Here is a 12,914-nt window from a genome sequence, read left to right on the forward strand (position 1 = left end):
GTTCCGGCGAGCACCACGGTGAGCACCGCCACGGCGGAGAGGCGGCACAGGCGGGAGGGCGACCCACTCACACGAAAACGATAACCGTTTTCATGATGATTGCGCGAATATGCGATCACCTGGGTGCTTGTCAACACGTCAACCGGTCGGCTCCGGTCCGGACGGGATGCGCGGGCAGCGACCTGGGGTCACCGTAACGCGTTCGCGTACTGTCGATTACGTGCGTACAGAAGGCGATACCTGGGACATCACAACGAGTGTCGGCTCGACGGCCCTGTTCGTGGCGACGGCGCGAGCGCTCGAGGCGCAGAAGCCCGATCCGCTGGCCGTCGACCCCTACGCGGAGCTGTTCTGCCGCGCTGTCGGCGGCCCGGCCGCCGACGTGCTGGACGGCAAGGCCCCCGACCACCACCTCAAATCGCCCGGCTTCGGCGAGCATTTCGTCGACTTCCAGGGCGCTCGCACCAAGTTCTTCGACGAGTACTTCCGCCGCGCCGCGGGGGCCGGCGTGCGGCAGGTGGTCATCCTGGCGGCGGGGCTGGACTCCCGCGCCTACCGCCTGGACTGGCCGTCCGGGACGACGATCTTCGAACTCGACCGCCCGGAGATCCTCGACTTCAAGCGGGAGGTGCTCACCGCCCACGGCGCGCAGCCCAGGGCCGAGCGCCGCGAGATCGCGGTCGACCTGCGCGAGGACTGGCAACGTGCGCTGCGCGACAGCGGCTTTGACCCGGCCAAACCCTCGGCGTGGATCGCGGAGGGGCTGTTGATCTACCTGCCCGCGGCGGCGCAGGAGCAGCTCTTCACCGGCATCGACGGCCTGGCCGCTCCGGGCAGCCACGTCGCGGTCGAAGACGGGGCCCCGCTCGACCAGGACGAATTCCAGGCCAAGCTGGAGGAGGAGCTCGCCGCCATCGCCTCGGGCGAGGAGGAGCGGCCCTTCTATCAGTTGGTGTACAACGAGCGCATCGCGCCGGCCACCGAATGGTTCGGCACCCGCGGCTGGTCGGCGACCGGCATCCCGCTCGCCGAGTACCTCCGCGAAAACGGCCGGCCCGTTCCCGGCCCGGATACCGAAGCCGGGCCGATGATCGCGCGCAACACGCTGGTGAGCGCCGTCAAGGGCTGATCGCCGCCGGAACGCATCGGCGCGGGGCCGGAACTTTCCCGTCCCGCGGCGCGACTACTTACCTGCGAGCTCGTTCACCGCCCACCAGCCAGCGGCGGTGGTCCGTCGGGCCTTGGGGGTAAGGAGTCAGCGCCATGACCGCGCCGGTGTGGATGGCAATGCCGCCGGAGGTTCATTCGGCGCAGCTCAGCGACGGTCCCGGCGCGGGTGGCCTGCTGGCCGCCGCGGCGAGCTGGAGTTCGCTGAGCGCCACCTACGCGTCGGTCGCCGACGAACTCAGCGCCGTCTTGGCGGCGACTCAAGCCGGGGCGTGGGAGGGGCCGACCGCCGCTCGGTACGTGGCCGCCCACGGGCCGTACCTCGCCTGGCTGGCGCACGCCAGCGCCAACAGCGCGGCGGTCGGGTCCCAGCATGAGACCGCCGCGGCCGCCTACACCGCGGCATCGGTCGCCATGCCCACCCTGGCGGAGCTGGCCGCGAATCATGCGATTCACGCGGTGTTGCTGGCAACTAACTTCTTCGGGATCAATACCATTCCGATCGCCCTCAACGAGGCTGATTATGTGCGGATGTGGATCCAGGCGGCCACCATTATGGGCACTTACCAGGCGGTTTCCGGCACCGCTGTCGCGTCCGCGCCCCGGACCGCGGCGGCGCCGCAGATCTTGCACGCGGCCGGCGACAGTGGCGGTGACGAGAGCGATGACTCCAGCGACATCATCGACAACGACGGCGGGGACCCGACCCAGCTGAACTGGTGGGTCAACCGGATCACCGAGGTCACAGAGACGCTGGGGCGAGACCTCGAGGAATTTCCCGAAGACCCGTCGGCGACGATCGCCGAGATCGAGAACGACGTCCCGCTGCTAGTCGCGGACGAGGTGGGTCACGTGGCCGAGGTCTACCAGACGTTCGGGCCGGAGATCCAGGCGCTCGCGCTGGCGCTGCCGGCCGCCGGCGTGGGGTTCCTCGGCGGCCTCGCAGGGCTGAGCGGGCTGTCGGGCATCCAGCCGGCCGCCCTCCCGGCGCCGGTCGTGCCGGCGCCCCCGGCGCCCGGGCCGCATTTCGCTGCGGTTGGGGCCGGTCCCATCCCCTCCGCCCCTGCCGTCCCGGCGTCCGCACCCGCACCGGCTTCGGTCCCCGCCTCGGCGCCGGTGTCCGCGGCTGCGCAGGGGCCGCCCCCGCCCCCGCCCGCCGGGGTGGAGGGCACGGCCTATCCCTACCTGGTCGGGGGCCCGACGCTGGGGGCCGGCACGGCGATGGCCTCCAGTGTGCGGCGCAAGGCGTCGGCGCCCGACGCCGCCGCGGCCGCGGCCGCCGCCGGGCTGCCTGCCGCGGAGAGGGCGCGCGCTCGGCGCCGCCGCTGGGCCGGGATGAACGACCAGCACCGCGGGTACCGCTACGAATTTCCGGACTCCGACGGTGGGGTGTTGGACCCAGGTCCGGTCCCGGGGCAATCGGTCGCCTCGGCGCGGGGCGCCGGGGCCCTGGGCTTCGCCGGGGCCGAGCGCGCGGGCGCGGCCGGGGCGGCAGGCCTGGCCACGCTCAGGGGCGACGAATTCGGCGCTGGGCCAGCGATGCCGCTGGTCCCGGCCACCTGGGAATCCGACCGCCTTGATAATGAAAATGATTTTCACTAAGCTGATGCCGCCGGGAGAAGATCGCCGTAGATGCGGCATTGGGATGCTTGCGGCGTCCTCATCAGCGGCGCAAGAAGGGGAGCCAACGCGTGGGTTGTGCGGGCGGCCGCGCCTCGACAGTCAGCTTGTGTAATGCTAGCTTCAGCGAGTTAGGTTAGGTAATCCTATGTACGGGAGAAGAAGCAGCCGTGCAACGCGGTGACATTGGCATGCTTGCATCCGCGCCCGCCGCTGCTCGGGGGGACGCCAGGGTCGACGACGACATCGTCAGCCGGTTCGCGACGTGCTGCCGAGCGCTGGGTATCGAGGTCTATCAGCGGCGGCGACCGGCCGACCTGGCCGCCGCCCGCTCTGGCTTCGCTGCGCTGACGCGCGTCGCCCACAACCAGTGCGACGCCTGGACCGGGCTGGCCGCGGCCGGTGAGGTGTCCCTCGACGTCCTCGAGGCCGTCGCGCGCACGGTCGACACGGCCGGCGCGCTGCAGCGGCAGGTCGAACTGGCGCCCGGCGCGCTCGGCTTCCGCTACGACACCGGTCTCTACCTGAAGTTCCGCGCCGCCACCCCGGACGACTTCCAGCTCGCCTACGCGGCGGCGCTGGCGGGCGCCGGGCGGTTCGCCGAGGCCGACCAGATCGTCGCCGGTCTCACCGAGCGGCGCCCGGGCTGGCGGGAGGCCCGGTGGGTCACCGTCGTCATCCAGTACCGCGCCGAGCGCTGGTCGGACGTCGTCAAGCTGCTGACCCCCGTCGTCAACGACTCCGGGCTGGACGAGGCGTTCGCCCACGCGGCCAAGATCACGCTGGGCACCGCCTTGGCGCGGCTGGGCATGTTCGCCCCCGCGCTGTCCTACCTCGATGAGCCCGATGGTCCCGTCGCCGTCGCCGCGATGGACGGCGCGCTCGTCAAGGCGCTGGTGCTGCGCGCGCACGTCGACGAGGAATCGGCGAACGAGGTGCTGCAGGATCTCTACGCCGCCCACCCCGAGAACGAGCAGATCCAACAAGCCCTGTCCGACACCAGCTTCGGGATCGTGACGACCACGGCGGCCCGCATCGAAGCCCGCACCGATCCCTGGGATCCCGGCACCGAGCCCAGCGCGGATGACTTCGTGGACCCCGCGGCCCACGAACGCAAGACGGTATTGCTGCACGAGGCCGAACTTCAGCTCGCCGAATTCATCGGGCTCGACGAGGTCAAGAACCAGGTGTCGCGCCTCAAGAGCTCGGTCGCCATGGAACTGGTGCGCAAGCAGCGCGGTCTCGCGGTCGCCCAGCGCGCTCACCACCTGGTGTTCGCCGGACCGCCCGGTACCGGTAAGACCACGATCGCCCGCGTTGTCGCCAAGATCTATTGCGGCCTGGGCCTTTTGAAACGAGAGAACATCAGAGAGGTGCATCGGGCCGACCTCATCGGTCAGCACATCGGCGAGACCGAGGCCAAGACCAACGCCATCATCGACAGCGCCCTGGACGGGGTGCTGTTCCTGGACGAGGCCTACGCCCTGGTGGCGACCGGCGCCAAGAACGACTTCGGCCTGGTCGCCATCGACACCCTGCTGGCGCGCATGGAAAACGACCGCGATCGGCTGGTGGTCATCATCGCCGGCTACCGCGCAGACCTGGACAAGTTCCTCGACACCAACGAGGGCCTCCGGTCCCGGTTCACCCGCAACATCGACTTCCCGTCGTACGCGCCGGCTGAGCTGGTCGAAATCGCGCACAAGATGGCCGAGCAGCGCGACAGCGTATTCGAGCCGGCCGCGCTGCAACATATGGAGGAGCTGTTCACCAAGCTCGCTTCCGAATCGACCGCCGACGCCAACGGGATCGAGCGGCGCAGCCTCGACATCGCGGGCAACGGCCGGTTCGTCCGAAATATCGTCGAACGCTCCGAGGAGGAGCGGGAGTTCCGGCTGGACCACTCCGAACACGCGGGGACCGGCGAGTTCAGCGACGAGGAGCTGATGACCATCACCGATCAGGACGTCGAGCGGTCGGTTGAGCCGTTGCTGCGCGGTCTCGGGCTGTCGGTGCCGGCATGACGAACCCCGAATCCGAGGAACGGCGTTCGTTCACGTCGCGCACGCCCGCCAATGACAACCCCGACCACGTGGTGTACCGCCGCGGATTCGTCACCCGGCATCAGGTCAGCGGCTGGCGCTTCGTGATGCGCCGGATCGCCTCCGGCATCGCGCTGCACGACACGAGGATGCTGGTCGACCCGCTGCGCACCCAGTCGCGGGCGGTGCTGATGGGAGTCGTGCTGCTGGCCACCGGGCTGGTGGGCTGCTTCGTGTTCTCACTGATCCGGCCCGCCGGATCGGCGGGCAACAACCCGGTGCTGGCGGATCGGTCGACCGCCGCGCTCTACGTGCGGGTCGGCGACGACCTGCACCCCGTGCTCAACCTGACCTCGGCCCGGCTCATCGTCGGCCGGCCCGTCAATCCCACGACGGTGAAAAGCACCGAGCTGGATCGTTTTCCGCGCGGGAACCTGATCGGCATCCCCGGCGCGCCCGAACGCATGGTGCAGAACACCTCGCGCGACGCCAACTGGACGGCGTGCGACGCGGTCAGCGGCACCGGGCGTGGCGCCCACAGCACCGGCGTCACGGTGATCGCCGGGCCGCCCGACAGCGACGGCGCGCGCGCCGCGGCGCTCGCCGCTAACCGGGCGGTCCTGGTCGACTCCCCGGGGGGTAACGGCGCCTGGCTGCTGTGGGACGGCCGGCGCAGCCAGCTCAACCTCGCCGACCGCGCGGTCACCAACGCGCTGGGCCTGGGCACCGACCTGCCGGCCCCGCGGCCCATCGCGCTGGGGTTGTTCAACGCGATCCCCGAGTCGCCTCCGCTGGCGGCGCCGGTCATCCCCAATGCCGGGGCCCCGGCGTCCTACCCCGTCCCCGCGCCCATCGGTGCGGTGGTGGTCTCGTACGCCCTGGACCAGAGTTCTTCGGGTGTCGCGCGTTACTACGCGGTGCTGCCGGACGGCCTGCAGCCCATCTCGCCGGTGCTTGCCGCGGTGCTGCGCAACGCCAATTCCTATGGCCTGGACCAGCCCCCGCGCCTGGGCGCCGACGGGGTCGCCAAGCTGCCGGTGTCTCGGATGCTGGACACTGCGCGGTACCCGGACCGGCCGGTCACGCTGGTCGACGCGGCCAAGGATCCCGTCACCTGCGCGCACTGGGGCAAGCCGGCCGGGGCGGCGACCAGCTCCCTGACGCTACTGTCCGGCTCGGCGCTGCCGGTTCCCGATTCGCTGCACACCGTCGAACTCGTCGCAGGCGGCGCGCAGGGGACGGCCGCCCGGGTCGCCCTCCCGCCGGGCACCGGCTACTTCGCCCAGACCGTGAGCGGTGGCACGGCCGCACCGGCGACGGGCTCGCTGTTCTGGGTCTCCGACACCGGGGTGCGCTACGGCATCGACAACGAGACCGACGGCCGAGACAACGGTCAACACGGCAAAACCGTTGAGGCCCTGGGGCTGAGCGGGACACCGACGCCCGCCCCGTGGTCGATCCTGTCGCTGTTCGCGAACGGCCCGACGCTCTCGCGGGCCGACGCGCTGCTCGCGCACGACGGCCTGGCGCCCGACACCAACCCCGGCCGCGTGGCTTCCACCGCCCTCGGAGCCGCCCAAGGTGCCGAAGGAGCGCCCCGATGAGCCGCCTCATTTTCGAAGCCCGCCGGCGGCTGGCGCCGCCCGTCACCCGCCAGGGCAGCATCGTGATCGAGGCGCCGCCCGAGCTGCCGCGGGTGATCCCCCCGTCGTTCCTGCGCCGGGCGATGCCCTACGTGCTGGTGATACTCATCGTCGGCATGGTCGTCGCGCTGTTCGCCACCGGCATGCGGCTGATCTCGCCGCAGACGCTGTTCTTCCCGTTCGTGCTGCTGCTGGCGGCGACCGCGATGTACCGCGGCAACGACAACAAGATGCGCACCGAGGAGGTCGACGCGGAACGCGCCGACTACCTGCGCTACCTGTCGGTGGTCCGGGACAACGTCCGCACCCAGGCCGCCCAGCAGCGCGCCGCGGCGCAGTGGTCGCACCCCGAGCCGGCGGCGCTGGCCGCCGTGCCCGGCTCCCGCCGGCAGTGGGAACGGGACCCGCACGACGCCGACTTCCTGGTGTTGCGGGCCGGCCGTCACCAGGTGCCGCTGGACACCGCGCTGCGCGTCAAGGACACCGCGGACGAGGTCGACCTGGAACCGGTGTCGCACAGCGCTTTACGCAGCCTTCTCGACACCCACCGCACCGTGCGCGACGTGCCGACCGGGATCGACCTGACCAAGGTTTCCCGGATCACCGTCCTCGGTGAGGCCGACGAGGTGCGCGGCGCCTTACGCGCCTGGATCGCCCAGGCCGTGACCTGGCACGACCCGACGGTGCTCGGCGTGGCGCTGGCGACGCGCGATGTGGAGAGCCCGGACTGGTCCTGGCTGAAGTGGTTGCCGCACGTCGACGCCCCCGGCGAGGTCGACGGCGTGGGCCCCGCCCGCCTGCTGACCAGCGACCCCGACGAGTTGGTGGCGCAACTGGGCCCCGCGCTCGTCGACCGCCCGGCTTTCACCGGCGAGCCCGCCGATGCGTTGCGGCACTTGCTCGTCGTCATCGATGACCCCGACTACGACCTGGCCGCGTCGGCGCTGGCGGCGGGCCGGGCCGGCGTCACCGTCGTGCATCGCGCCGTCGCCGCGCCGCACCGCGAGCAGTACTCGGACCCGGAGCGACCGATCCTGCGCGTCGAGGGCGGCGCCATCCGGCGCTGGCAGACCGGCGGCTGGCAGCCCTACATCGACAGCGCCGACGACTTCGGTGCCGACGAGGCCGCCCACCTGGCCCGCCAACTGTCGCGCTGGGACTCCGATCCGACCCACACCGGGTTGCGCTCGGCGGCTACCCGCGGCGCCACCTTCACCACGCTGCTGGGTATCCCGGACGCATCGGAGCTCGACGTGCCCAGCCTGTGGGCGCCACGCCGCCGCGACGACGAGCTGCGCGTGCCGATCGGGGTCACCGCGACCGGCGAGCCGCTGATGTTCGACCTCAAGGACGAGGCGGAGGGGGGCATGGGCCCGCACGGCCTGATGATCGGCATGACCGGCTCGGGCAAGTCGCAGACCCTGATGTCGATCCTGTTGTCGCTGTTGACCACCCACTCGGCGGAGCGGCTGATCGTCATCTACGCGGACTTCAAGGGTGAGGCCGGCGCCGACAGCTTCCGCGATTTCCCGCAGGTCGTCGCGGTGATCTCCAACATGGCCGAGAAGAAGTCGCTGGCCGACCGGTTCGCCGACACGCTGCGCGGGGAGGTGGCGCGCCGCGAGACGCTGCTGCGCGAGGCCGGCCGCCGGGTGCAGGGCAGCGCGTTCAACTCGGTGGTCGAATACGAGAACGCGATCGCGGCGGGCCACGAATTGCCTCCCATCCCAACGCTGTTCGTGGTCGCCGACGAATTCACGCTCATGCTGGCCGACCACCCGGAGTACGCCGAGCTGTTCGACTACGTGGCGCGCAAGGGCCGCTCCTTCCGCATCCACATCCTGTTCGCATCCCAGACGCTGGACGTCGGCAAGATCAAGGACATCGACAAGAACACGTCGTACCGGATCGGGCTGAAGGTGGCCAGCCCCAGCGTTTCCCGCCAGATCATCGGCGTCGAGGACGCTTATCACATCGAGGCGGGCAAGGAGCACAAGGGCGTGGGCTTCCTGGTGCCCGCCCCCGGCGCCGCCCCGGTCAAGTTCCGCAGCACCTACGTCGACGGCATCTACGAGCCGCCGCGTAAGTCCAAATCGCTTGTGGTGAACTCCATTCCCGAACCCAAGCTGTTCCCAGCCGGCCGGGTCGAGCCCGATCAGCCGACCGTGATCTCCGGCGAGGACGAGGAATTCACCGGGCCGCCACGCAAACTGATCGCCACCATCGGCGAGCAGCTGGCGCGCTACGGGCCGCGCGCGCCGCAGCTGTGGCTGCCGCCACTGGACGAGCCGATTCCGCTGACCGCGGTGCTGGCCCGCGCCGGCGTGCCGCAGCGGCAGTGGCGGTGGCCGCTTGGCGAGATCGACAAGCCCTTCGAGATGCGGCGCGACCCGCTGGTCTTCGACGCCGCGTCGTCGGCGGGGAACATGGTCATCCACGGCGGCCCCAAGTCCGGCAAGTCGACCGCCCTGCAGACGTTCATGCTGTCGGCGGCCAGCCTGCACTCGCCGCGCGAGGTCACGTTCTACTGCCTGGACTACGGCGGCGGACAACTGCGGGCGCTCGAGGACCTGGCGCACGTCGGCAGCGTCGCGTCGGCGCTGGAGCCCGAGCGGATCCGCCGCACCTTCGGCGAGCTCGAGCAGCTGCTGCTGGCCCGGCAGCGGCGCGAAGCGTTCCGCGACCGCCGGGGCGCGGAGCCCGATCATGCCTACGGGGACGGCTACGGCGAGGTCTTCCTGGTCATCGACAACCTGTACGCCTTCGGCCGCGACAACACCGACCAGTTCAACACCCGTAATCCGTTGCTGGCCAAGGTGACCGAACTGGTCAATGTCGGTCTGGCGTACGGCATCCACGTCGTGATCACCACGCCGAGCTGGCTGGAGGTTCCGCTGTCGATGCGCGACGGCCTGGGCCTGCGGCTCGAGCTCAAGCTGCACGACGCGCGGGACAGCAACGTGCGGGTGGCCGGTGCGTTGCGCCGCCCCGCCGACGCCGTCCCGCACGACCAGCCGGGCCGCGGTCTGACGATGGCCGCCGAGCACTTCCTGTTCGCGCGGCCCGACCTCGACCAGATCCCCGCGATCAACGCCCGCTACCCCGGCGTCACGGCGCCGCCGGTGCGACTGCTGCCGACCAATCTCACGCCCTTGGAGGTCGGCGACGTGTATCGGGGCCGCGACCGGGTGGTCATCGGCCAGCGGGAAGAGGACCTCGCACCGGTGGTTCTCGACTTCGCGGACAACCCGTTGCTGATGGTGTTCGGAGACAGCAAGTCCGGCAAGACCACGCTGCTGCGCCACATCATCCGCACCATCCGCGAGCACTCGACGGCCGACGAGGTGGCCTTTACCGTCCTGGACCGGCGACTGCACCTGGTGGACGAGCCGCTGTTCCCCGACAACGAGTACACCGCCAACGTGGACCGGATCATCCCGGCGATGCTCGGGCTGGCCAACCTGATCGAGTCGCGCCGGCCGCCGGCCGGCCTGTCCGCGGCCGAGCTGTCCCGCTGGTCCTACCAGGGGCACACCCACTACCTGATCATCGACGACGTCGACCAGGTGCCCGATGCGCCGGCGATGAGCGGCCCTTACATCGGACAGCGTCCGTGGACCCCGCTGCTCGGATTGCTTTCGCAGGCGGGCGATCTGGGGCTGCGGGTGATCGTCACGGGGCGCGCGACCGGATCGGGACACGCGCTGATGACCAACCCGTTGCTGCGCCGGTTCAACGACCTGCAGGCGACGACGCTGATGCTGTCGGGCAACCCGCAGGACAGCGGGAAGATCCGGGGTCAACGATTCGGCCGGCTCCCCGCGGGGCGCGCGATCCTGCTGGGCGACAGCGAGTCCCCGACATACGTCCAGTTGGTCAACCCGCTGGTTGGCGAATCTGTAAGTGGTGGAACGCAACAGGAGGGAATGTCATGACGTTGCGAGTGGTGCCCGAGGGTCTGGCCGCGACCAGTGCGGCGGTCGAGGCGCTGACCGCGCGGCTGGCGGCTGCCCACGCGGCGGCCGCGCCGGCGATCACCGCCGTGGTTCCGCCGGCGGCGGACCCCGTGTCGCTGCAGACGGCCGCCGGGTTCAGCGCCCAGGGCCAGGAGCACGCAGCCGTCGCCGCCCAGGGCGTGGAGGAACTGGGGCGCGCCGGCGTCGGCGTGGGCGAGTCGGGCGTGAGCTACCTCGCGGGGGACGCCGCGGCCGCCGCGACCTACGGGGTCATGGGCGGCTGAGTATGAGCGCGCCCATCTGGATGGCTTCGCCGCCGGAAGTGCATTCGGCGTTGCTGAGCGCCGGTCCGGGCCCGGGTCCGCTGTTGGCGGCCGCGGGCGCGTGGACCTCGCTCAGCGCCGAATACGCTTCGGCGGCAGCCGAACTCGGTGGGCTCATAGGGGCGGTACAGTCGGGGGCCTGGCAGGGGCTGTCCGCCGAGCGATACGTGGGAGCGCATCTGCCCTACCTTGCCTGGCTGCAGCAGGCCAGCGCCGACAGCGCCGGCGTCGCCGCGCAGCACGAGGCCGCCGCGGCGGCGTACGGCGGCGCCCTGGCGGCCATGCCGACCCTGGTCGAGCTGGCCGCCAACCACATCGTCCACGGGGTCCTGCTGGCGACGAATTTCTTTGGCATCAACACGATTCCGATCGCGTTCAACGAGGCCGACTACGTGCGGATGTGGGTGCAGGCAGCCACCGCGATGGCCGCCTATCAGGCCGCGTCGGGCGCGGCGCTGGCGTCCGCGCCACGGACCGCGGCGGCCCCGCTCGTCGTCACCTCCGGCACTCAGACCGGCGCCGCCGCGCCGGCCGCCGATTCTGGCTCGGCGCTGGACGGCTCGAACGTGATCCTCCAGCTGCTGGAGTCGTACCTGCAGTCGGTGCCCGGCGGGGACCTCATCATGAACTTCCTCACCAATCCGGTGGCCGAGACGCAGCAGATCCTGATCGACTTCGCGACCAACCCCGCCGCGGCCATGGTCACCTGGGGACCGCTGCTGTTCGCGCTGGCCTATCAGGCCTTCTTCATTCCGGTCGGCTTCGGCACGTGGGGAACCTTGCTCAGTTCGCCGTTGTGGCTGCCGGCGGCCATTGCCACCGGCCTCGCGATTCCCCTGGGGCTGCTCGGTTCGGTCAACCTGGACACCGTGCCCGACGCGGCCCCCGCGGTCACCCCGGAGCCCATCCCCGCGCAACAGCACGGCTTCCCGGCTGCCGGGATCTCGTCGCCCGTCACCAACCCCGCGCCCGGCGCGCCCGCGACCGCGACGGCGGCCGGCGCTCCCGCCGCCACGTCCCCGGCCGCGGCCCCGGCGCCGGCGGTCCTTGCCTATGCGGTCGCCGGGCCCGGCGATTGGGGGCCGGAGCTGGGGCCGACGGTGGGCGGACGGACGGGGGCCAGGGCGCCGGCGGCGACCGTCCCCGCGGCGGGGTCCGCGGCGGCGAGCCGGGCCGAGGCGCGGGCGCGGCGGCGCCGCCGGAAGGCGCTGCACGACCACGGCGACCAGTTCGCGGACATGAATGTCGACGTCGACCCCGACTGGGGCGTCCCCGATTCCGAGACGATGGCGTCCGAGCACGGAGCCGGCGCCCTGGGGTTCGCCGGAACCGCGCACAAAGAGGCCGTCTTGCAGGCGGCCGGGCTGACCAAGCTGGCCGGCGGCGGGTTCGGTGGCGGTCCGCGGGTGCCGATGGTGCCGGGCACCTGGGAGCACGAAGCCGACGACCCGGACGAGTGGGGGAGAGGGGGCCAGGACAGTTAGCCGTCGAAACACGAACAGTCCCAAGGATCGAGAGAGAGAAGAGAGAAGGGAATTGTCATGAGCTTGTTGGACGCTCACATTCCGCAGCTGGTGGCCGCCGAGTCGGCGTTCGGCGCCAAGGCGGCCCTGATGCGCAGCACCATCGGCCAGGCCGAGCAGGAAGCGATGTCGGCGCAGGCGTTTCACACCGGCGAGGCGTCGGCGGCGTTCCAGGCCGCGCATGCCCGCTTCGTCGAGGTGGCCGCCCGGGTCAACACGTTGCTCGACATCGCCCAGGCGAACCTCGGCGACGCCGCGGGCACCTACGTGGCCGCCGACGCCGCGGCCGCTTCCGGGTACAACGCGTTCTGACCCACCGAAGACACGAAAGGACTTCACATGTCGCAGATCATGTACAACTACCCGGCGATGCTCGGTCACGCCGGGGACATGGCCGGCTACGCAGGAACGCTGCAGGGGCTGGGCGCCGACATCGCCAGCGAGCAGGCCGCGCTGTCGAACGCCTGGCAGGGCGACACCGGCATGACCTACCAGGCGTGGCAGGCGCAGTGGAACCAGGCGATGGGAGACCTGGTGCGTGCCTATCAGGCGATGGCCAGCACCCACGAGGCGAACACCATGTCCATGCTGGCCCGCGACCAGGCCGAAGCCGCCAAGTGGGGCGGCTAGCGCCGACCGC

9 protein-coding genes are annotated in these 12,914 nt (G+C 71.1%); all 9 read left to right on the forward strand.

The features are described from left to right. Positions 1–220: 220 nt before the first annotated feature. The 9 genes from G6N56_RS19280 to G6N56_RS19320 all read left to right on the forward strand — a co-directional run bounded on the left by G6N56_RS19280 (position 221) and on the right by G6N56_RS19320 (position 12,904). Complete coding sequence (locus G6N56_RS19280; RefSeq protein WP_085254628.1) at positions 221–1,129, forward strand: class I SAM-dependent methyltransferase; 909 nt, start codon at positions 221–223, stop codon at positions 1,127–1,129. Between the two features lie 134 nt (positions 1,130–1,263). Beyond that, positions 1,264–2,769 carry a PPE domain-containing protein gene (locus G6N56_RS19285; protein WP_085254627.1) on the forward strand — a complete coding sequence of 502 codons (1,506 nt, stop codon included), beginning with the start codon at positions 1,264–1,266 and terminating at the stop codon, positions 2,767–2,769. 188 nt (positions 2,770–2,957) lie between these two features. Beyond that, positions 2,958–4,811, forward strand: coding sequence for a type VII secretion AAA-ATPase EccA (eccA, locus tag G6N56_RS19290; RefSeq protein ID WP_085254626.1), 1,854 nt, complete (start codon positions 2,958–2,960; stop codon positions 4,809–4,811). Further along, entirely contained in the window at positions 4,808–6,433 is a 1,626-nt protein-coding gene (eccB, locus tag G6N56_RS19295; RefSeq protein WP_085254625.1) for a type VII secretion protein EccB, read from the forward strand. The genes eccA and eccB overlap by 4 nt, the downstream gene beginning before the upstream one ends. Further along, complete coding sequence (gene eccCa / locus G6N56_RS19300) at positions 6,430–10,407, forward strand: type VII secretion protein EccCa (RefSeq protein ID WP_085254624.1); 3,978 nt, start codon at positions 6,430–6,432, stop codon at positions 10,405–10,407. Before eccB ends, eccCa begins: the two co-directional genes overlap by 4 nt. Continuing rightward, a complete protein-coding gene (locus G6N56_RS19305) occupies positions 10,404–10,712 on the forward strand; it encodes a PE family protein (RefSeq protein ID WP_085254623.1) in 309 nt (102 codons plus the stop codon). Before eccCa ends, G6N56_RS19305 begins: the two co-directional genes overlap by 4 nt. A 2-nt stretch (positions 10,713–10,714) precedes the next feature. Next, entirely contained in the window at positions 10,715–12,235 is a 1,521-nt protein-coding gene (locus tag G6N56_RS19310; protein ID WP_085254622.1) for a PPE family protein, read from the forward strand. 57 nt (positions 12,236–12,292) lie between these two features. Next, the gene (locus G6N56_RS19315) at positions 12,293–12,586 is read left to right on the forward strand and encodes a WXG100 family type VII secretion target (RefSeq protein WP_085254621.1); all 294 of its coding nucleotides are present in this window, start codon (positions 12,293–12,295) and stop codon (positions 12,584–12,586) included. A 27-nt stretch (positions 12,587–12,613) separates the two neighbouring features. After that, on the forward strand, positions 12,614–12,904 hold the full coding sequence (locus G6N56_RS19320; RefSeq protein WP_085254620.1) for a WXG100 family type VII secretion target: 291 nt from the start codon (positions 12,614–12,616) through the stop codon (positions 12,902–12,904). Positions 12,905–12,914: the final 10 nt, after the last annotated feature.

It is taken from the genome of Mycobacterium saskatchewanense (genome assembly GCF_010729105.1).
In the GTDB taxonomy this organism is placed as follows: Bacteria; Actinomycetota; Actinomycetes; order Mycobacteriales; family Mycobacteriaceae; genus Mycobacterium; species Mycobacterium saskatchewanense.